Below are 22,290 nucleotides of genomic sequence, written 5' to 3'. Positions count from 1 at the left end.
CAAAAAGCCAAGAACACTTGAATGTGTTTTTTGGTGTTTATCTTTCGATAAACATTGAGAACTTTACAAACAACAATAAATTGTTGTTTTGTCAGCTTTCCAAATTGTTAAAGAGCTAGATTTTCTGATGAAAACCATTTTTAAAGATTCTTTTTCAAGAACACTTAAAGATGGTGGAGCTATGCGGGATCGAACCGCAGACCTCCTGCGTGCAAGGCAGGCGCTCTCCCAGCTGAGCTATAGCCCCATCAAGATGTCGATACTGTCGCCAATTCCTTGGGAGAGAAATTGGTGGGTCTGAGTGGACTCGAACCACCGACCTCTCGCTTATCAGGCGAACGCTCTAACCACCTGAGCTACAGACCCAGTATCGTCTCTTTACTTATAAACCGTATCAATCTGTGTGAACACTCATCGCAATAATCATCGTTTAAGGAGGTGATCCAGCGCCAGGTTCCCCTAGCGCTACCTTGTTACGACTTCACCCCAGTCATGAACCACAAAGTGGTAAGCGTCCCCCCGAAGGTTAAACTACCTACTTCTTTTGCAGCCCACTCCCATGGTGTGACGGGCGGTGTGTACAAGGCCCGGGAACGTATTCACCGTGGCATTCTGATCCACGATTACTAGCGATTCCGACTTCATGGAGTCGAGTTGCAGACTCCAATCCGGACTACGACGCACTTTTTGGGATTCGCTCACTTTCGCAAGTTGGCCGCCCTCTGTATGCGCCATTGTAGCACGTGTGTAGCCCTACTCGTAAGGGCCATGATGACTTGACGTCGTCCCCACCTTCCTCCGGTTTATCACCGGCAGTCTCCCTGGAGTTCCCGACATTACTCGCTGGCAAACAAGGATAAGGGTTGCGCTCGTTGCGGGACTTAACCCAACATTTCACAACACGAGCTGACGACAGCCATGCAGCACCTGTCTCAGAGTTCCCGAAGGCACCAATCCATCTCTGGAAAGTTCTCTGGATGTCAAGAGTAGGTAAGGTTCTTCGCGTTGCATCGAATTAAACCACATGCTCCACCGCTTGTGCGGGCCCCCGTCAATTCATTTGAGTTTTAATCTTGCGACCGTACTCCCCAGGCGGTCTACTTAACGCGTTAGCTCCGAAAGCCACGGCTCAAGGCCACAACCTCCAAGTAGACATCGTTTACGGCGTGGACTACCAGGGTATCTAATCCTGTTTGCTCCCCACGCTTTCGCATCTGAGTGTCAGTATCTGTCCAGGGGGCCGCCTTCGCCACCGGTATTCCTTCAGATCTCTACGCATTTCACCGCTACACCTGAAATTCTACCCCCCTCTACAGTACTCTAGTCTGCCAGTTTCAAATGCTATTCCGAGGTTGAGCCCCGGGCTTTCACATCTGACTTAACAAACCACCTGCATGCGCTTTACGCCCAGTAATTCCGATTAACGCTCGCACCCTCCGTATTACCGCGGCTGCTGGCACGGAGTTAGCCGGTGCTTCTTCTGTCGCTAACGTCAAATAATGCAGCTATTAACTACACTACCTTCCTCACGACTGAAAGTGCTTTACAACCCGAAGGCCTTCTTCACACACGCGGCATGGCTGCATCAGGCTTGCGCCCATTGTGCAATATTCCCCACTGCTGCCTCCCGTAGGAGTCTGGACCGTGTCTCAGTTCCAGTGTGGCTGATCATCCTCTCAGACCAGCTAGGGATCGTCGCCTTGGTGAGCCCTTACCTCACCAACTAGCTAATCCCACCTAGGCATATCCTGACGCGAGAGGCCCGAAGGTCCCCCTCTTTGGCCCGTAGGCATCATGCGGTATTAGCCATCGTTTCCAATGGTTATCCCCCACATCAGGGCAATTTCCTAGGCATTACTCACCCGTCCGCCGCTCGACGCCGTTATCGTTCCCCGAAGGTTCAGATAACTCGTTTCCGCTCGACTTGCATGTGTTAGGCCTGCCGCCAGCGTTCAATCTGAGCCATGATCAAACTCTTCAATTTAAGATTTTGTTTGGCTCAATGAATACTGAACATTCCTTTCGCTAATAAATAGCAGAAGTAATGTTTGAATTGACTGTGCTGAATCTTTCGATTCAATGGTCACTTCGTTTCATTGAAACCTAATTTGATACCGAGGTATCGAATTGGATTATCATCAACGAGTGCCCACACAGATTGATAGGTCTATATTGTTAAAGAGCTTGCCTTTCAGTGCCTTAGCACTTAAGCGAGGTGCGTATAATACGCTTTCCACTTTGAAAGTCAACATAAAATTCTAAACTTTTGTTTAAAACCTTATGTTGACTCGTCTGTATTCAGACAAGTCGGAAATAAAGCCTGGCGATGTCCTACTCTCACATGGGGAAGCCCCACACTACCATCGGCGCTATTTCGTTTCACTTCTGAGTTCGGCATGGAAATCAGGTGGGTCCAAAACGCTATGGTCGCCAAGCAAATTCTTTAATTCGGAAAGCTGTTTTTTAATTCTCGTTACACATTCAATGTTCTTTCATTGAGTCCATCAAAACCCCTTGGGTGTTGTATGGTTAAGCCTCACGGGCAATTAGTACAGGTTAGCTCAACGCCTCACAACGCTTACACACCCTGCCTATCAACGTCGTAGTCTACGACAACCCTTTAGGATACTTAAAGTATCAGGGAGAACTCATCTCAAGGCTCGCTTCCCGCTTAGATGCTTTCAGCGGTTATCGATCCCGAACTTAGCTACCGGGCAATGCGTCTGGCGACACAACCCGAACACCAGAGGTTCGTCCACTCCGGTCCTCTCGTACTAGGAGCAGCCCCTTTCAATTCTCCAACGCCCACGGCAGATAGGGACCGAACTGTCTCACGACGTTCTAAACCCAGCTCGCGTACCACTTTAAATGGCGAACAGCCATACCCTTGGGACCGACTTCAGCCCCAGGATGTGATGAGCCGACATCGAGGTGCCAAACACCGCCGTCGATATGAACTCTTGGGCGGTATCAGCCTGTTATCCCCGGAGTACCTTTTATCCGTTGAGCGATGGCCCTTCCATTCAGAACCACCGGATCACTATGACCTGCTTTCGCACCTGCTCGAATTGTCATTCTCGCAGTCAAGCGGGCTTATGCCATTGCACTAACCTCACGATGTCCAACCGTGATTAGCCCACCTTCGTGCTCCTCCGTTACGCTTTGGGAGGAGACCGCCCCAGTCAAACTACCCACCAGGCACTGTCCGCAACCCCGATAAGGGGTCGACGTTAGAACATCAACACTACAAGGGTGGTATTTCAAGGACGGCTCCACGCAATCTAGCGACTGCGCTTCAAAGCCTCCACCTATCCTACACATGTAGGGTCAATGTTCAGTGCCAAGCTGTAGTAAAGGTTCACGGGGTCTTTCCGTCTAGCCGCGGGTACACTGCATCTTCACAGCGATTTCAATTTCACTGAGTCTCGGGTGGAGACAGCGTGGCCATCATTACGCCATTCGTGCAGGTCGGAACTTACCCGACAAGGAATTTCGCTACCTTAGGACCGTTATAGTTACGGCCGCCGTTTACCGGGGCTTCGATCAAGAGCTTCGACCGAAGTCTAACCCCATCAATTAACCTTCCGGCACCGGGCAGGCGTCACACCGTATACGTCATCTTGCGATTTTGCACAGTGCTGTGTTTTTAATAAACAGTTGCAGCCACCTGGTATCTGCGACTCTCAATAGCTCCATCCGCGAGGGACTTCACCGTCGAGAGCGTACCTTCTCCCGAAGTTACGGTACCATTTTGCCTAGTTCCTTCACCCGAGTTCTCTCAAGCGCCTTGGTATTCTCTACCCGACCACCTGTGTCGGTTTGGGGTACGATTCCTTACAATCTGAAGCTTAGAGGCTTTTCCTGGAAGCATGGCATCAATGACTTCACACCGTAGGTGCTCGACGTCGTGTCTCAGCCTTAGAAAGAGCCGGATTTACCTAACTCTTAAGCCTACGCACTTGAACCTGGACAACCGTCGCCAGGCCCACCTAGCCTTCTCCGTCCCCCCATCGCAATTGTAAGAAGTACGGGAATATTAACCCGTTTCCCATCGACTACGCCTTTCGGCCTCGCCTTAGGGGTCGACTTACCCTGCCCCGATTAACGTTGGACAGGAACCCTTGGTCTTCCGGCGAGGAGGTTTTTCACCCCCTTTATCGTTACTCATGTCAGCATTCGCACTTCTGATACGTCCAGCATGCGTTACCACACACCTTCAACCGCTTACAGAACGCTCCCCTACCCAATATAAAGTATATGCCGCAGCTTCGGTTTACTACTTAGCCCCGTTACATCTTCCGCGCAGGCCGACTCGACCAGTGAGCTATTACGCTTTCTTTAAATGATGGCTGCTTCTAAGCCAACATCCTGGCTGTCTGAGCCTTCCCACATCGTTTCCCACTTAGTAGTAATTTGGGACCTTAGCTGGCGGTCTGGGTTGTTTCCCTCTCCACGACGGACGTTAGCACCCGCCGTGTGTCTCCCGGATAGTACTTACTGGTATTCGGAGTTTGCAAAGGGTTGGTAAGTCGGGATGACCCCCTAGCCTTAACAGTGCTCTACCCCCAGTAGTATTCGTCCGAGGCGCTACCTAAATAGCTTTCGGGGAGAACCAGCTATCTCCAGGTTTGATTGGCCTTTCACCCCTAGCCACAAGTCATCCGCTAATTTTTCAACATTAGTCGGTTCGGTCCTCCAGTTGATGTTACTCAACCTTCAACCTGCCCATGGCTAGATCACCTGGTTTCGGGTCTATATCCAGAGACTGAACGCCCAGTTAAGACTCGGTTTCCCTACGGCTCCCCTAGATGGTTAACCTTGCCACTGAATATAAGTCGCTGACCCATTATACAAAAGGTACGCAGTCACAGGACAAGCCTGCTCCTACTGCTTGTACGTACACGGTTTCAGGTTCTATTTCACTCCCCTCACAGGGGTTCTTTTCGCCTTTCCCTCACGGTACTGGTTCACTATCGGTCAGTCAGTAGTATTTAGCCTTGGAGGATGGTCCCCCCATATTCAGACAGGATATCACGTGTCCCGCCCTACTCGATTTCACTGAACACACGTCGTCAACTACGGGACTATCACCCTGTATCGTCGGCCTTTCCAGGCTGTTCGTCTAACGCGTGTAAAGCTTAAGGGCTAGTCCAATTTCGCTCGCCGCTACTTTCGGAATCTCGGTTGATTTCTTTTCCTCGGGGTACTTAGATGTTTCAGTTCCCCCGGTTCGCCCTGTTGAGCTATGTATTCACTCAACAGTAATACCTTATGGTATTGGGTTTCCCCATTCGGAAATCCCAGACTCAAATGGTTTTTACTACCTAATCTGGGCTTATCGCAAGTTAATACGTCCTTCATCGCCTCTGACTGCCAAGGCATCCACCGTGTACGCTTAGTCACTTAACCATACAACCCGAAGGAGTTTCGAGTTGATAATCAAATCACCAAAGTTGTCTCTCATTATTTGAATGAGCGAGAGACATTCGATTTTGCCGGACTCAATTTCGAATAATCACTTAAAAGTGATATTCCCAAGAACACTTGAATGTGTTTTTTGGTGTTTGTCATAAAGACAAACATTGAGAACTTTACAAACAAACTTAAAAGTTTGTTTTGTCAGCTTTCCAAATTGTTAAAGAGCTAATCACTTCTAATGAAGTAACCATTTTTAAAAGCACTCATTGAATGCGCTTAAAGATGGTATCCCGTAGGGGAGTCGAACCCCTGTTACCGCCGTGAAAGGGCGGTGTCCTAGGCCTCTAGACGAACGGGACACTAAATGAACATCTTGGGGGATGTTCTATCTCTTAAACTTCATAAACCATATCAATCTGTGTGAACACTCATCGCAATAATCATCGTTTAAGGAGGTGATCCAGCGCCAGGTTCCCCTAGCGCTACCTTGTTACGACTTCACCCCAGTCATGAACCACAAAGTGGTAAGCGTCCCCCCGGAGGTTAAACTACCTACTTCTTTTGCAGCCCACTCCCATGGTGTGACGGGCGGTGTGTACAAGGCCCGGGAACGTATTCACCGTGGCATTCTGATCCACGATTACTAGCGATTCCGACTTCATGGAGTCGAGTTGCAGACTCCAATCCGGACTACGACGCACTTTTTGGGATTCGCTCACTCTCGCAAGTTGGCCGCCCTCTGTATGCGCCATTGTAGCACGTGTGTAGCCCTACTCGTAAGGGCCATGATGACTTGACGTCGTCCCCACCTTCCTCCGGTTTATCACCGGCAGTCTCCCTGGAGTTCCCGACATTACTCGCTGGCAAACAAGGATAAGGGTTGCGCTCGTTGCGGGACTTAACCCAACATTTCACAACACGAGCTGACGACAGCCATGCAGCACCTGTCTCAGAGTTCCCGAAGGCACCAATCCATCTCTGGAAAGTTCTCTGGATGTCAAGAGTAGGTAAGGTTCTTCGCGTTGCATCGAATTAAACCACATGCTCCACCGCTTGTGCGGGCCCCCGTCAATTCATTTGAGTTTTAATCTTGCGACCGTACTCCCCAGGCGGTCTACTTAACGCGTTAGCTCCGAAAGCCACGGCTCAAGGCCACAACCTCCAAGTAGACATCGTTTACGGCGTGGACTACCAGGGTATCTAATCCTGTTTGCTCCCCACGCTTTCGCATCTGAGTGTCAGTATCTGTCCAGGGGGCCGCCTTCGCCACCGGTATTCCTTCAGATCTCTACGCATTTCACCGCTACACCTGAAATTCTACCCCCCTCTACAGTACTCTAGTCTGCCAGTTTCAAATGCTATTCCGAGGTTGAGCCCCGGGCTTTCACATCTGACTTAACAAACCACCTGCATGCGCTTTACGCCCAGTAATTCCGATTAACGCTCGCACCCTCCGTATTACCGCGGCTGCTGGCACGGAGTTAGCCGGTGCTTCTTCTGTCGCTAACGTCAAATAATGCAGCTATTAACTACACTACCTTCCTCACGACTGAAAGTGCTTTACAACCCGAAGGCCTTCTTCACACACGCGGCATGGCTGCATCAGGCTTGCGCCCATTGTGCAATATTCCCCACTGCTGCCTCCCGTAGGAGTCTGGACCGTGTCTCAGTTCCAGTGTGGCTGATCATCCTCTCAGACCAGCTAGGGATCGTCGCCTTGGTGAGCCCTTACCTCACCAACTAGCTAATCCCACCTAGGCATATCCTGACGCGAGAGGCCCGAAGGTCCCCCTCTTTGGCCCGTAGGCATCATGCGGTATTAGCCATCGTTTCCAATGGTTATCCCCCACATCAGGGCAATTTCCTAGGCATTACTCACCCGTCCGCCGCTCGACGCCGTTATCGTCCCCCGAAGGTTCAGATAACTCGTTTCCGCTCGACTTGCATGTGTTAGGCCTGCCGCCAGCGTTCAATCTGAGCCATGATCAAACTCTTCAATTTAAGATTTTGTCGGCTCAATGAATACTGAACATTACATAAAGTAATGTTTGAATTGACTGTGCTGAGTCCGAAGACTCAATGGTCACTTCGTTTCATTGAAACCTAATTTGATACCGAAGTATCGAATTGGATTATCATCAACGAGTGCCCACACAGATTGATAGGTCTATATTGTTAAAGAGCAACTCTTCTTTGTGATTGACATCACTTCGGAAGAGGCGGCCATTCTAGCGAGATAATTTATTGTGTCAAACACTTTCTTCAAATTATTTCGTTTTTCTTTTCAGCCTTATCAACTTCGCTTAACCCCTTGTGAGGCCTTGCCCTGTCGACGAGGAGGCATTATAGAGATCGCGCTCACATTGGCAAGTGTTATTTTTCAAAAATTGCAAAAATAATGGTTAAACGATGAGTTTTCGATCAAACCTTTATTTATTCAACTTTACCCCAAACTCTCACACAACTTATCCACAGAGTTGTTCTTTGAGGCGTGTTTTTTCAAGTACCATAAATAAAGAAAGCTGCTTTATTGCAGCTATCTTTATTAAACTTAACCTAAACTCTATTTAAAGAGCATTATGGCTATATGCCAGACCCATCTTGTTCAGAGCCATCATCTTCGTGTAGGCCACATTCTCGCTTTAAGCCAAAGAATCGAGTTTCTTCCTCTGACATTCCCGGCTCCCATTTACGAGTGGTATGTGTATCACCAACTGAAAGGTAACCTTCATCCCACAATGGGTGGTATTTAAGGCCGTGTTGTTCTAAGTAGTAATGAACGTCTTTATTAGTCCAATCAATTACTGGTAGAAATTTAAACACACCGTTCTGAATTGATAGAATCGGTAAACCTGCACGAGATTTACTTTGCTCTCGACGCAGTCCAGAGAACCACGTTCCAACATTAAGCTCTTTTAACGCTCGACGCATCGGCTCAACTTTATTGAGCTTGTTGTATTTTTCAATTCCCTCTACGCCTTGCTCCCATAATTTTCCATATCGAGCTTCTTGCCAATTCGCACTTTCCTTGGCTCGATAAACTTTTAAATTTAGGTTGAGAGCATCTGTCAGCTCATCGATAAATCGGTACGTCTCAGCAAACAGGTAACCAGTATCGGTTAGAATGACGGGGATGTCCGCTTTGGCGCGAGTAACTAAATGAAGCATAACCGCGGCTTGAATACCAAAACTAGAAGAAACCGCGAACTCGCCTTCTAGATTATCTAAAGCCCACGCTACTCTCTCTTGTGCTGAAAGCTTTTCGAGCTCGACATTAATTTGAGCAAGACGGAGGATTTGCTCCGTCTTTGTTAATGTCAGTAACTCTGTGAGCTCCAGCTTGGATGCTACAGAATCAAGCATGAAAGTCCCTCTTTGATACGAGCACTTCTTGGATAATGCCAGCACGAATAGTGAAATCGCCAAAGGCTTCGCCTTCTTCACGCTCTTTCGACCATCGAGCCACCAGCAGATCAATCTCTTCTAAGATTTGCTTATCCGTGATGTTCTCTTTATACATTTTTGGTACTCGAGTACCGGAACGGTTACCACCTAGGTGCAAGTTGTAACGACCCGGCGCTTTGCCAACTAGACCAATTTCAGCCAACATTGCGCGACCACAACCATTTGGACACCCAGTTACACGCAAAATGATGTTGTCATTTTCTGGTAGGTTGTGCTTCTCCAGAATCCCCTCCACATCAGTAACAAACTGAGGAAGGAAACGTTCAGCTTCTGCCATCGCTAGCGGACAAGTTGGAAAAGCAACACAAGCCATTGAGTTCTTACGCTGTTCACTTACGCCGTCGTCCATTAAGCCATGTTCACGAGCGATCTTTTCAATCTTCGCTTTTTCGTTTTTAGGTACACCCGCAACAATTAGGTTTTGGTTTGCTGTCATGCGGAAATCGCCTTTGTGGATTTTGGCAATTTCAGCAACACCCGTCTTAAGTGGTTTACCTGGAAAGTCTAATAAGCGACCGTTTTCGATGAAAAGCGCTAGATGATATTTACCATCAATTCCTTCTACCCAGCCAATACGGTCACCACGTTCTGTGAATTCATATGGACGGCTTTGCTCAAACTTAACACCAGCACGTTTCTCGACTTCCGCTTTAAAGACATCGCTACCTACACGATCCAATGTGTATTTGGTTTTTGCGTTCTTACGGTTTGAACGGTTACCCCAGTCGCGCTGAGTTGTTACTACAGCTGCGGCAACATCAAGTGTCTTGTCCAGCGGAATAAAGCCAAAGTCGTCAGCGCGGCGCGGATAAGTTGATGTATCGCCATGCGTCATCGCTAAGCCGCCGCCGACCAGGACGTTAAAGCCTACCAGCTTACCGTTATCTGCAATCGCTACGAAGTTGAGATCGTTAGCGTGTACATCTACGTCATTTTGCGGTGGGATAACCACTGTAGTTTTAAACTTACGTGGTAAGTAGTTCTTGCCTAGAATCGGTTCGTCTTCTTCCGTGCTTTCTACTTTTTCACCGTCTAGCCAAATCTCTGCATAAGCGCGCGTCTTTGGTAATAGATGCTCACTGATCTTCTTCGCCCATTCGTAAGCTTCTTGGTGTAACTCTGACTCCACTGGGTTAGTGGTACACAACACGTTACGGTTTACATCACCCGCGGTTGCAATCGAATCAATGCCAATACTGTTGAGCGTTTGATGCATCAACTTAATATTCGGTTTTAATACCCCATGAAACTGGAACGTTTGGCGAGTCGTCAGACGAATACTTCCATATAAAGAGTGCTCCGTTGCGAACTTGTCGATCGCTAACCATTGCGTTGGCGTGATGATGCCTCCAGGCATACGAGCACGAAGCATCACATTATGTAATGGTTCCAGTTTTTGCTTTGTGCGTTCATTACGGATATCACGATCGTCTTGTTGATACATACCGTGGAAACGAATTAACTGGAAGTTGTCGGCAGTAAAGCCACCAGTAATACGGTCCTGTAAATCTTGCTCAATGGTGCCACGTAATAAGTTGCTTTCTCGCTTCAGGCGCTCGTTATCAGATAGCGGCCCTAACTCTTCACCTAATACAACCTGCTTATTATTGTCCGTAGAAAAAGTCATTAGTACACATCCCTCTGATAACGTTTCGCTTTACGTAGGTCATTAATAAATTGTTCTGCATCGTCACGCGGCATCTTGCCTTCTTGTTCAGCAACGATAACCAATGCGTCGTGCACATCTTTTGCCATACGCGTTGCATCACCGCAGACATAGATATAAGCGCCTTCTTGGATCCACTGCCACACTTGAGCTGCGTTTTCTAAGATGCGATGTTGTACGTAAACCTTTTCTACTTGGTCACGACTAAAGGCAACATCCAATCGGCTTAGTACTCCTGACTTGAGATACTTTTGCCATTCCACTTGGTACAAGAAGTCTTGAGTGAACGTGCGATCACCAAAGAACAACCAGTTTTTGCCTTCAGCATCGCGGTTTTCACGCTCCTGAATAAAGCTACGGAATGGTGCGATCCCTGTGCCAGGACCAACCATGATAATTGGAATGCTATCATCTTCCGGCAGTTTGAAGTTGTTGTTATACTCAACAAATACTTTAACTTCACCCCCCTCTTCGAGACGCTGTGCTAAGAAACTAGACGCACCACCATATCGTTTTTCGTCGTTTTGTTCGTACTCAACCAAAGCAACCGTTAGGTGTACTTCTTCATCGACCTCTTCTTGGCTTGATGCAATAGAGTAAAGGCGTGGAGTAAGGCGACGAAGCAAACCAATCAATTCATCTGCGGTTAACTTGGTTTTCTTTTCTGCCAGTACATCAACGATTTGAGTATTTGCAGAGTACTCGCGAAGCTTATCTTTATCTTCAACTAACTTTTGTAGCTTCTTGCTACCGGATAACTCGGCAAACTTTGTGATGAGCTGTGGGTTAGATGTTGTGATTTCATATTTACTCACAAGAGCACTGTGGATTGACAAGCTTTCACCATCAACGTCAACAGTCTCAACCCCAGACAAACCGACCTTACCAAGAATGGCATTTGCAAGTTCCGAGCTATTTTCAAACCACACACCTAGTGCATCACCTGGCTGATACGTTAAGCCCGAGCCTTCTAAGTCGATTTCTATATGACGAACGTCTTTTCCAGAGTCACGGCCCGTGATTTTTTGACTGGTCAGTAACGTCGCAGTGTACGGATTTTGTTTATTGTAAGGAGAGTGCGCAGTCGCAGCTTGACCCACAGGAAGTTGAACCACATCCGCTTCAGAGCCAGAAGACAGTGTATCTTTTACCTTGTCTAACGCATTCTTACGCCATTCAGTTGCAGGGGCTTCATAATCCACATCGCAATCAAGACGCTCGATAAATGGAGTCGCGCCTAGCTTTGATAGGTAAGTGTCGAAGTCTTTACCGGTCTGACAGAAGAACTCGTAGCTAGAATCTCCCAATGCAATAACACCATATTGCAGGTTTGGCAGCTTAGGAGCCTTCTTCGATTGCAAAAACTCATGTAGCTCAATGGCATTGTCTGGCGCTTCGCCTTCGCCGTTAGTCGATGCCACAATAATGACATGCGTTTCTTTGGCTAAGTTTTTACCTTTGTAATCGCTTGCATCAAAAAGTTCGACTGCAATTCCTTCTGCTTTTGCTTCCTGTTCCAGAGCTTCAGCAACACCTTTAGCATTGCCCGTTTGGGAAGCAAAAATAATACTCAACTTACCTGCTGGCTTCGCTGATACGGCTGCCGTTGCTTGTGCAATTGGCGTTACCGCTGTGTTTGGTTGATTTTGAGCTAATCCCCAAAAATACCCACTGACCCAAGCAAGTTGCTGTGAAGACAACTCAGAGACAGTTTGTTGGAGTGAGCTAATTTGTTGGTCATTCAGAGGGCTTGCGATTGGAGGATTTCCTCCTTGCCCATTATTATCTTCAGACACATTCTTGTGAGAATACTCATTCTTTTGAAAAGACATTATCACGACATCCCTATTCATTGCGTGACGATAGAGTACCCACTCTCCTTAATAACAAGAAAGAATAGAAGTGAATGTTTTATAACTTTTTGGAAGTAAGAACGGCTTACTTTTTGCTCATCGATCTTCAATGCGGACTTGTTGAAAGCCTACTGCCATTGCCGATTTTGACGCAGTATCCAAATCTTCATAAAGACATTCTTCGCCGTGACTGTCCGTTAGAAAAACAAAACCACCGCGCGCATGTCTGAACTCTACAACCCAACCACCCTCTTGGATTGCAGGCTCAATAATCGCTTCGATAAGCTGATTTTCACGGAATAGATGTCTTAGTTCATTTATTGTCATCGCTATCCCTGTTTTAACTTTCACATTGCTCCTAGGTAAGCATGGTCTAAGTCAGCCAAATAGGGAGAAATTTCGATTAGATATAATGAAGTGATATAAAAAAACGCCGCTTATAAAGCGACGTTTTAAGTAAATCGAATATCTAACATGGCTGAGTTTAGAACGCGTATTCCGCACTCACAAAGAAGCCGTTAGCAAAAATAAACTCTTTCCCTAGATCCGACATGAATTTATCGGACTCTAAATCAATCACACGGTAACCTCCACGAAAAGCCAGTCGAGCTTTTTCGAGCGGTACATTGTATTGAACACCTGCCATGAAATCGGTGCTTTTGATACCTTTGTTGTCACCAAAGTTTATCTCACCAATCACATCAAAGTTTGTATCCGGAACTTGAATTTCTGCGTAACCATACCAAGCCCAAATCAGCTCATCAAATTCTTCTACACGCCTGCTTGAGCCAGCATCAATGTATTTAGTGTCACTTAAATTACTAAACGTGAGACCCGCATCAAAGTGCAATAAATCATGCTCTAGAACGTGGTAATACAAGGTTAAATCGAGCTTATCGAACCCCATGTAATCCGCATCAACACTTGAGTAACGAAGGCGCGCATTAGGGACATATTTAACATCATGTTCAATCGCCGCGTAAAAAGTGCCTGCGGTACTGCTATCTCGTCTCACTTCATTAACTTTAGTGTCGGCAGCCCATACCTCTGCGCCGACTTTTGTCGATACAGAGTACTCTGCAAAAACAGGAAAAGATACTGCCAACGATAATGCCGTTAAAGCGATGTTCGCTTTATTTGTCATGTAGTATTTACTCCGAGATAGCTGATATTCACGTAGAGGACGTGGGAGGAAATATACCATATTCTCACGCCTCTCCATCAACTAAATGATGTTACTCATTACTTATAGCGGGGCTGAGCGACGTAATTCTTGAAGAACCAAATACCCAATGCAATCACGATTAACCATGGTAATAGTTTGAGTACCGCTCCAACCATTCCCAGTAAAAACATCACAACTAACGCAATACCAGTTGCTGCGAATACGGTCATCATTGTGATACCCGTAACCAACAAGGTCGCCGCAAAGACTAAAATAAAGATTAGCTCCAACATAATCACTTCTCCATTTATTTTCAATAAACAGAGCAGTTTCCATACCAACTTACAGAAACGAAGTTAAGATTATGATTTTTAATAAAAAAACAAAGCCAGAGGCATTTCTGCACTCTGGCTTTATCATTCTTTAGTTGGTAATTTTAGCCATTCACTGGCGAATTTTACACATTCAATTCTTTTGGAATCTTAGCTAGCGCGTCTTGCAATACTTCTAGACCAGAACCTGGTTTGTGCGCATTTTCACTGATATGACGACGCCATTGACGAGCACCGGGCATGCTTTGGAACAAACCTAACATGTGGCGGGTAATATGACCAAGGTACGCACCTTTCGCTAATTGCGCTTCAATGTATGGATACATCTCTTCAACAATTTCGCTGCGTTTCTTCACTGGAGCATTAGAGCCAAACAACTCTTGGTCTACCGATGCCAGTAAATATGGGCTTTGGTATGCTTCACGACCAATCATCACACCGTCAAGATGCTGAAGATGTGCTTTTGCTTCTTCTAATGATTTCACGCCACCGTTAATCGCAATCGTTAGGTGTGAGAAGTCTTGCTTCAATTGGTAAGCGCGTGGGTAATCCAATGGTGGGATCTCACGGTTTTCTTTTGGGCTTAGACCACTTAACCATGCTTTACGTGCGTGGATAGTGAACTGCTCACAGCCACCCTTTTCTGAAACAATAGAAACGAAATCCGTTAGGAATTCGTAAGAGTCTTGATCATCAATACCAATGCGAGTCTTGACTGTTACAGGGATATCGACCACGTCTTTCATTGCTGCGACACAATCCGCAACTAACTGCGGTTCAGCCATTAAGCAAGCACCAAATCGACCGTTTTGTACGCGGTCAGATGGACATCCCACATTTAGGTTAATCTCATCGTAGCCACGCTCTTGCGCTAGCTTGGCACACGTAGCCAAATCTGCTGGGTTTGAACCACCAAGTTGAAGGGCTAACGGATGCTCTTCTTCGTTATAAGCCAGGAAATCTCCTTTTCCATGAATGATCGCACCTGTCGTCACCATTTCAGTGTACAGCAGGGTTTCTTTGGTCATTAAGCGATGGAAGTAGCGACAATGACGATCAGTCCAATCTAACATTGGTGCTACGGAGAGCCTGCAAGAATGAGTCATGATATAAACACCCGTTTTTATGTTGCCAAGGTCGAGCGCAGCAGTACGCTCAAAAAATAAGTCGGGTATTGTATACCCAAGCACCTCTGGGTGCTAGTTTCAGCGAGAATGATTTGGTTGGCTGACTAGCCAAGTGCTTAGGAATACGCAGAAGTAATACGAATCTGTCATTCGTTGATTCATTCTGTGATGATTATTCCGCCTTCACACCACCACCGACTTGCTTTAATTCATGATTTTCGTTCTGATAGTGGGTAAAATGAAGCATTTCTAAACGAACTTCGTATAGAAATGATTTATCATAGAGCACGTCCGATAGTTATGGTGAAAGGTTTGAACCCAACAATCATTGAACAAATTGAAAGTATCTGCGCAGAGCGTGGAGTACGACTGACTCCGCAACGCCGACGCGTATTTGAACTCATTTGTTCTAATCGCCGCGCCTCAAGTGCGTATGAGCTATTGGAGCAACTAAAAGAGAGTGAGCCTCAGGCTAAGCCGCCCACTGTTTATCGAGCATTAGATTTTCTCCTAGAGCAAGGCTTCATCCACCGAGTGGAATCGACAAATAGCTTTATTACTTGTTGTTCTTTCAATACTCAGCAGCACTTTTTCCAATTACTAATTTGCGATAAATGTGGTGATGTCGTTGAACTCGAAGATGAGACGCTGATATCCTTGTTAGCCGAAAACGCCGAGAAGCATGGATTCAAACTGACCAACCAAGTTATTGAAACTCATGGTGAATGCCAGGCCTGTTCCTCCGAGACGAAAGAAAAAGTATAGAAGAACGTTATGCGCGCTGAATTTGTAAACCCGTTTTTAGCTTCTTTAATGAACGTGCTAAAAACTATGGCTTCTCTTGAGCTGAAGCCACAAAAACCGCGAATCAAAAAAGATGAGATCGCACGAGGTGACGTTTCTGGTCTGATTGGTATGGTAGGCCCACAAACTCGTGGTTCAATGTCGATCACCTTTGATGAAGCACTCGCCCTAGAAATCATGCAGAACATGCTTGGTGAACGTCCAAATGGGCTCAATGAAGAAGTGACCGATATGGTGGGTGAGATCACCAACATGGTTACTGGTGGTGCGAAACGCATTCTGGCGGAAAGTGGTTTTGACTTTGATATGGCAACACCGGTTGTGGTTTCGGGCCGAGGTCATACGATTCGCCACAAGTGTGAAGGCTCAATTATTATCATGCCTTTCTCTTCCCAATGGGGAAATGCCTTTATCGAAATTTGCTTCGAATAAAAGAGAAAAAATAGGTTGGCACTGGCCAACCTATTTTGTTTTTGCCTCAGGCAATAAAAAGGTCAGCATTTGCTGACCTTTTCTTTATCTATTCAAACATTAAGCTTTGAACGCTTTAAATGCGTTGATTAGACCGTTTGTTGAGCTGTCATGCGAGCTGATTTGAGACTCGTCTGCAAGCTCAGGTAGGATTTGGTTAGCCAGTTGTTTACCTAGCTCCACGCCCCACTGGTCAAAGCTGAAGATATTCCAGATAACACCTTGTACGAAAATTTTGTGTTCGTACATTGCGATCAAGTTACCTAGCGTACGAGGCGTGATTTGCTTCACTAGAATAGAGTTTGTTGGACGGTTACCTTCAAACACTTTGAATGGCGCAATCGCTGCCACTTCTTCAGCATTCTTACCTACTTTCACCAACTCTTCTTTCACGGTTTCTTCATTTTTACCAAACGCTAGAGCTTCAGTTTGCGCGAAGAAGTTAGACATCAGTTTTTGGTGATGATCGCTAGCTGGGTTGTGGCTAATTGCAGGTGCAATGAAGTCACATGGGATAAGCTTAGTACCTTGGTGAATTAGCTGGTAGAACGCGTGCTGACCGTTGGTACCTGGTTCACCCCAAATGATTGGGCCAGTTTGGTAAGTTACAGCATTGCCGTCACGGTCAACGTATTTACCGTTTGATTCCATGTTACCTTGCTGGAAGTACGCCGCGAAACGGTGCATGTACTGATCGTAAGGCAGAATAGCTTCTGATTCCGCACCGTGGAAGTTGTTGTACCAAATACCGATAAGCGCAAGGATCACAGGGATGTTGCTTTCTAGATCTGTTGATACAAAGTGCTTGTCCATCTCGTGAGCGCCATCAAGCAGCTCAACGAAGTTGTCGAAACCTACTGCTAGTGCAATTGATAGACCGATCGCAGACCATAGTGAGTAACGGCCACCAACCCAGTCCCAGAATTCAAACATGTTCGCTGTATCGATACCAAATTCAGACACGGCTGTCGCGTTTGTTGAAAGCGCAGCAAAGTGCTTAGCCACATGAGCCTGATCACCCGCCGATTCTAGGAACCAATCACGAGCAGTGTGCGCGTTAGTCATGGTTTCTTGTGTTGTAAACGTCTTAGACGCGATCAAGAATAACGTCGTTTCTGGGTTAACTTTCTTCAACGTTTCAACGATGTGTGTACCATCAACGTTAGATACGAAGTGAAGGTTTAGATGATTTTTGTATGGCGCTAGAGCTTCCGTCACCATGTAAGGGCCAAGGTCAGAACCGCCGATACCGATGTTCACAATATCAGTAATTGCTTTGCCTGTGTAACCTTTCCATTCACCGCCGATAACGCGCTCAGTGAATGATTTCATTTTTTCTAGAACCGCGTTCACTGCTGGCATTACGTCTTCGCCGTCTACCATAACTGGAGTATTCGCGCGGTTACGTAGTGCAGTGTGAAGAACAGCGCGACCTTCTGTTTGGTTGATCGCTTCACCACTGAACATCGCTTCAATTGCAGATTTCAGCTCGGTCTCTTTCGCAAGAGCAAACAGGTGCTTCAGAGTTTCCTCATTGATGAGGTTCTTTGAGTAATCGACTAGGATGTCTGAGCCGAAACGTGCAGAGTATTTGTCGAAACGCGCTGCGTCTTGAGCAAACAGCTCTTTAAGATCCATATCTTGTGCAGATTCGAAATGCGCCGTTAGCGCTTTCCAAGCTTGTGTTTGCGTTGGATTGATATTTTTCAACATGGTCTTTATCCCGATGTTACAGTAGGTTCCATTCCTTACAGTCTAGCGAAAACTGTGGAATCCCCGATTTAGCAAATAGAATATAAATTAGATGTTTGGGCAAATTGCCACAAAACAAGTCTTTGTAATTTTTTTTCAGGCGCCAATTATGACCGAGAGCTTTTACACTCACATTGAGTTAGGTCACGTTCCCTGCCCTGAAATTGAACAATTCATTTACGATGACAAGAATCATATCATTTACTAATGACAGGCTCTAATTGGAATAGGATAGACGCCAATTTATAAATTTCCAAAGGAACACGTATGTGGGCACAAAAAACACTGCAATTAAAAGCGAGAAGCCGCGGTTTTCACCTGATAACTGATGAAATTGAACAACAATTACCACAAATAAACGAACTTTCAGTAGGTTTATTACACTTATTTATTCAGCACACCTCCGCCAGTTTGACCTTAAATGAGAATGCTGATCCAACCGTGCGTATGGACATGGAAGCGCACCTCAATAAGTTTGTGCCAGAGCGTGCTCCTTATTATCAGCACACCTATGAAGGTGACGACGACATGCCGGCACATATTAAAGCATCACTGCTTGGCAGTAGTGTGACGGTACCAATCCAAAATGGTCGATTAGCTTTAGGAACATGGCAAGGTATTTACTTGGGTGAGCATCGAGACTTTGGTGGCGGCCGCCGCGTTATTGCTACGATTAACGGTGAGTAGATAAAACAAAGGCTAACCTTGGGTTAGCCTTTCGTTGTTTATTTTGAGTATTCCATCTCGACGCGAGGCGTTAGCTTAGTCACGAGTTCATACGCAATCGTACCAATGTGACCCGCCACTTCTTCTACTGGGAGCTCTTTCCCCCAAAGAATCGCTTCGTCGCTGACTTTATCCGTTGCGTCTGGTCCCAAATCGACCGTCAGCATATCCATGGAAACTCGACCTGCAATAGGTACTTTACGGCCATTAACCCACACCGGCGTACCGTTTGGAGCACTTCTTGGGTAACCGTCGCCATACCCTACAGCGATGACCCCAACTTTTGTATCTCGCTCACTGGTCCAAATACCACCGTAGCCAACACTTTCGCCCTTCTTCACTTCACGTACCGCAATAAGGTGGGATTTAAGTGTCATAACAAGTTGATACCCAAGATCTTGCGCCGTTTTGTCATCGAATGGCGACACACCATACATGATAATACCCGGACGAACCCAATCTAAATGGCTTTGAGGCCATGCCAATAACCCCGCAGATGCCGCCAGTGAACGTTCCCCTTGGCAACCAGAAGTCAACGATTTAAACAGCTCAATCTGTTGTGGGGTAATATCGCTATCCAGCTCATCTGCACAGCCAAAGTGGCTCATGTAACGCAACGGTTTCGCTACATTTGGACACTCCTTCAGCCGCGTTACAAAGTCGTCATATTGTTCAGGACGAACCCCAAGGCGGTGCATGCCACTGTCAATCTTCAGCCACACGACAACCGGAGTTTCAAGGTCTGCTTGCTCCAAGGCGATAAGCTGCTCTTTACAGTGCACCACGGTTTGGATGTTGTTCGTCACAAGAACAGGTAAATCACCAGGAGAGTAAAAACCTTCTAGCAATAGAATCGGCTTTACTACTCCACAAGCGCGCAGTTGCAATGCTTCTTCAATGCGAGCCACGCCAAACGCATCCGCATGGTTAGCATGTTTTGCGACATGACGTAATCCGTGACCATAACCATTGGCCTTGACGACAGCCATCACTTTACTTTGTGGCGCTTGAGCTTTTACGCGCTGTAAGTTGTGCTGCAACGCAGACAAATCAATGCACGCCTTGGCCGCTTTCATATAGCTCATGGAATTACTCATCATCAATATCGAATGCAGGACCCGCGTAGTTGTCGAAACGCGAATGTTGACCTTGGAAAGTGAGGCGAACAGAGCCGATAGGACCGTTACGCTGTTTACCAATAATGATTTCGGCCGTACCTTTGTACGGACTATCTGGGTGATAAACCTCATCACGGTAGATGAACATGATCAAGTCGGCATCCTGCTCGATGGAACCGGATTCACGCAAGTCCGAGTTTACTGGTCGTTTATCCGCACGTTGCTCTAGGGAACGGTTTAGCTGCGACAGTGCCACAACAGGCACATTTAGCTCTTTTGCCAGCGCCTTAAGAGAGCGAGAGATCTCAGCAATCTCAAGAGTACGGTTATCGGTTAACGAAGGCACGCGCATCAACTGAAGGTAGTCGACCATGATCATCGATAGACCGCCATGTTCACGAGCGATACGGCGAGCGCGCGAACGCACTTCGGTCGGAGTTAGACCAGAGCTATCATCAATGTACATATTTTTCTTCTGCATCAGGATACCCATAGTAGAAGAAATACGCGCCCAATCTTCGTCATCTAGCTGACCCGTACGGATCTTGGTTTGGTCTACACGAGACAAAGAGGCCAACATACGCATCATCAACTGTTCAGCTGGCATCTCTAACGAAAAAATAAGTACGGGCTTTTCTTGTTGCATGGCCGCATTTTCACACAAGTTCATCGCAAAGGTCGTTTTACCCATCGATGGACGCGCTGCGACAATCACCAAATCAGAGCCTTGCAAACCTGCGGTTTTCTTATTGAGATCGGTGAAACCGGTATCGACCCCCGTAACACCATCTTGTGGCGTTTTATACAACAACTCGATACGTTCTAACGTCTTTTCGAGGATGTTGTCGACGTTTTGTGGTCCTTCGTTTTCACTAGTTCGAGACTCGGCGATAGCAAAAACTTTACTCTCCGCCATGTCTATTAAATCTTCAGAACTGCGACCTTGAGGGTCATAGCCCGCGTCCGCAATTTCATTCGCGACACCAATAAGGCCACGAACAATCGCACGCTCAGCGACAATATCAGCATACGCATTGATGTTAGCTGCACTTGGCGTATTCTTCGCCAAGTCAGCGAGGTAAGCAAAACCGCCTACATCTTCTAACAACTCGTGACGCTCTAGATATTCCGATAAAGTAATAAGATCGAGAGGTTTACCCGCTTCAAGAATGGTTTTTACACCTTCAAAAATCAGGCGGTGTGGACGACTATAGAAATCACTGCTCACAACACGTTCGGCAACGGTGTCCCAACGTTCATTATCCAGTAAAAGACCACCAATTACTGATTGCTCGGCTTCTAGTGAGTGAGGTGGCACTTTGATTGCGTCGACCTGACTGTCTGAAGGTTTGCGATTTCTGTTTTCCGCCATGACTTTGCTCGATAACTACTATTGACCCACGATTATAACCTTAACCTAACTGAGATGCTTCCCCGAAGCGACAATTACTTGTTAAGAAATCATCATGTGAACCACCCAGGTAATAGCCTGGTTCTTCCGCCTAGCTCTAATAAAAATTAACCTACCATTGACCCAACCAAATATCTGTATCAGTATCATGCCCCTCCTTTTTGATTACGTTCGAGGTTGATGTGTCCCGATACTGGTTACTTAGCTTTAGCCTACTGTGCGCTAGTGCATCGTATGCTGACGAATCAGTACAGCCAGAGCAAAATATTGATGTACCCGACCCACTAAAAACCGAGGTGGAGTTCGGCTATCAAGCTCACACAGGTAACACGGACTCTCGTTCCCTGAATGCTCGTTTGAGTGCTGAATATACGTCAGGTCGACACCGTTCTAATGGTGAATGGAAGTACTACAACTTGTACAAAGACGGTGAAGAAGACAAACGCTCATCCACCTACTCCCTACAGAGTGACTACAAGTTAGGCCCTAAGACATATTTGTATGGCAGCTTTAAAGGGGTGGATTCTCGCTACAGTGCTTATTTTAAAGACTATACGTTGTCAGGTGGTTTGGGTTACCAGTTCTCCTACACTGAGAACTTCATTTTAGAGGTAGAGGTAGGCCCTGGTTTTCGCTATCAAGAGCCAAACTTAGACGAAATAGATGATGACGATATTGTCTTTCCCGATATCGTTAGAGAAGGCATTTTTCGAGGAAATATCAACACAACTTGGCATGCGTTGGATAATTTAAGTTTCGCAGCTGATATTACGTTGGTAACAGGTAGAAGTAACACACGTACTGATAGTGAACTCAGTGTAACCAATGATATTACTGAAGATATTGCACTGAAACTGGCGCACTCTCGTCAGTATCACGATAAAGTGCCTGAAGGCTTAAGCAAAGCGGACAGCGTATTTTCCGTTAATTTACTTTTCGCTTTTTAACCCTTTTTCTCTCAGTTTTAGAAATAAAAAAGCAC

Annotated in this window: 14 protein-coding genes, 3 tRNA genes and 4 rRNA genes; 4 read left to right on the top strand and 17 right to left on the bottom strand. The window is 46.3% G+C overall.

The features are described from left to right. Window positions 1-171: 171 nt before the first annotated feature. The 14 genes from J4N43_RS01770 to dusA form a co-directional block, all read right to left on the bottom strand. A tRNA-Ala gene (locus J4N43_RS01770) sits at window positions 172-247 on the bottom strand. 42 nt (window positions 248-289) lie between these two features. Then, a tRNA-Ile gene (locus tag J4N43_RS01765) sits at window positions 290-366 on the bottom strand. Window positions 367-431: 65 nt separating this feature from the next. Further along, window positions 432-1,984, bottom strand: a 16S ribosomal RNA gene (locus J4N43_RS01760). Window positions 1,985-2,318: 334 nt separating this feature from the next. Further along, window positions 2,319-2,435 (bottom strand): 5S ribosomal RNA (rrf, locus tag J4N43_RS01755). A gap of 90 nt (window positions 2,436-2,525) precedes the next feature. Continuing rightward, window positions 2,526-5,409: ribosomal RNA gene (locus J4N43_RS01750) — 23S ribosomal RNA — on the bottom strand. 292 nt (window positions 5,410-5,701) lie between these two features. After that, window positions 5,702-5,777: transfer RNA gene (locus J4N43_RS01745), tRNA-Glu, on the bottom strand. An 89-nt stretch (window positions 5,778-5,866) separates the two neighbouring features. Then, window positions 5,867-7,419, bottom strand: a 16S ribosomal RNA gene (locus J4N43_RS01740). The 16S, 23S and 5S rRNA genes sit together here with 3 tRNA genes alongside, the layout of an rRNA operon. 582 nt (window positions 7,420-8,001) lie before the next feature. Then, window positions 8,002-8,781 (bottom strand): phosphoadenylyl-sulfate reductase, encoded by a 780-nt coding sequence (locus tag J4N43_RS01735; RefSeq protein WP_005382748.1) that lies wholly within the window; start codon window positions 8,779-8,781, stop codon window positions 8,002-8,004. Further along, the gene (cysI, locus tag J4N43_RS01730; protein ID WP_053350737.1) at window positions 8,774-10,510 is read right to left on the bottom strand and encodes an assimilatory sulfite reductase (NADPH) hemoprotein subunit; all 1,737 of its coding nucleotides are present in this window, start codon (window positions 10,508-10,510) and stop codon (window positions 8,774-8,776) included. Before cysI ends, J4N43_RS01735 begins: the two co-directional genes overlap by 8 nt. Continuing rightward, window positions 10,510-12,381 carry an assimilatory sulfite reductase (NADPH) flavoprotein subunit gene (locus J4N43_RS01725; RefSeq protein ID WP_053350736.1) on the bottom strand — a complete coding sequence of 624 codons (1,872 nt, stop codon included), beginning with the start codon at window positions 12,379-12,381 and terminating at the stop codon, window positions 10,510-10,512. Before J4N43_RS01725 ends, cysI begins: the two co-directional genes overlap by 1 nt. Before the next feature lie 117 nt (window positions 12,382-12,498). Then, the gene (locus tag J4N43_RS01720; protein ID WP_005381264.1) at window positions 12,499-12,729 is read right to left on the bottom strand and encodes a hypothetical protein; all 231 of its coding nucleotides are present in this window, start codon (window positions 12,727-12,729) and stop codon (window positions 12,499-12,501) included. A gap of 157 nt (window positions 12,730-12,886) precedes the next feature. Further along, window positions 12,887-13,546 (bottom strand): TIGR04219 family outer membrane beta-barrel protein, encoded by a 660-nt coding sequence (locus J4N43_RS01715; RefSeq protein ID WP_005381265.1) that lies wholly within the window; start codon window positions 13,544-13,546, stop codon window positions 12,887-12,889. A gap of 98 nt (window positions 13,547-13,644) precedes the next feature. Next, complete coding sequence (pspG, locus tag J4N43_RS01710; RefSeq protein WP_005381266.1) at window positions 13,645-13,860, bottom strand: envelope stress response protein PspG; 216 nt, start codon at window positions 13,858-13,860, stop codon at window positions 13,645-13,647. Between the two features lie 164 nt (window positions 13,861-14,024). After that, a complete protein-coding gene (dusA, locus tag J4N43_RS01705) occupies window positions 14,025-15,005 on the bottom strand; it encodes a tRNA dihydrouridine(20/20a) synthase DusA (RefSeq protein WP_017821727.1) in 981 nt (326 codons plus the stop codon). A 321-nt stretch (window positions 15,006-15,326) separates the two neighbouring features. Between dusA and zur the strand changes: the two genes are divergently transcribed. Beyond that, entirely contained in the window at window positions 15,327-15,791 is a 465-nt protein-coding gene (gene zur, locus J4N43_RS01700; protein WP_005381268.1) for a zinc uptake transcriptional repressor Zur, read from the top strand. Window positions 15,792-15,800: 9 nt separating this feature from the next. Beyond that, complete coding sequence (locus J4N43_RS01695; protein ID WP_005381269.1) at window positions 15,801-16,262, top strand: chemotaxis protein CheX; 462 nt, start codon at window positions 15,801-15,803, stop codon at window positions 16,260-16,262. Window positions 16,263-16,361: 99 nt separating this feature from the next. On the opposite strand, the gene pgi is transcribed toward J4N43_RS01695, so the two are convergent. After that, window positions 16,362-18,014, bottom strand: coding sequence for a glucose-6-phosphate isomerase (gene pgi, locus J4N43_RS01690; RefSeq protein ID WP_005381270.1), 1,653 nt, complete (start codon window positions 18,012-18,014; stop codon window positions 16,362-16,364). 306 nt (window positions 18,015-18,320) lie between these two features. Here pgi and J4N43_RS01685 point away from each other — a divergent pair, with 306 nt between their 5' ends. Further along, window positions 18,321-18,740: a secondary thiamine-phosphate synthase enzyme YjbQ gene (locus J4N43_RS01685; protein ID WP_053350735.1), complete on the top strand. Its 420-nt coding sequence runs from the start codon at window positions 18,321-18,323 to the stop codon at window positions 18,738-18,740. A 38-nt stretch (window positions 18,741-18,778) separates the two neighbouring features. Here J4N43_RS01685 and alr read toward each other — a convergent pair whose 3' ends face one another. Both alr and J4N43_RS01675 read right to left on the bottom strand, forming a co-directional pair. Further along, entirely contained in the window at window positions 18,779-19,855 is a 1,077-nt protein-coding gene (gene alr / locus J4N43_RS01680; protein ID WP_053350739.1) for an alanine racemase, read from the bottom strand. 13 nt (window positions 19,856-19,868) lie between these two features. Then, on the bottom strand, window positions 19,869-21,269 hold the full coding sequence (locus J4N43_RS01675) for a replicative DNA helicase (protein ID WP_005382759.1): 1,401 nt from the start codon (window positions 21,267-21,269) through the stop codon (window positions 19,869-19,871). Between the two features lie 221 nt (window positions 21,270-21,490). Between J4N43_RS01675 and J4N43_RS01670 the strand changes: the two genes are divergently transcribed. After that, window positions 21,491-22,255 carry a DUF481 domain-containing protein gene (locus J4N43_RS01670; protein ID WP_005381276.1) on the top strand — a complete coding sequence of 255 codons (765 nt, stop codon included), beginning with the start codon at window positions 21,491-21,493 and terminating at the stop codon, window positions 22,253-22,255. Window positions 22,256-22,290 lie beyond the last annotated feature (35 nt).

It is taken from the genome of Vibrio sp. SCSIO 43009, assembly GCF_023716525.1.
In the GTDB taxonomy this organism is placed as follows: Bacteria; Pseudomonadota; Gammaproteobacteria; order Enterobacterales; family Vibrionaceae; genus Vibrio; species Vibrio alginolyticus.
The sequence above is the reverse complement of the archived record's forward strand: the minus strand, read 5'-3'. Positions and strand labels throughout refer to the sequence as shown.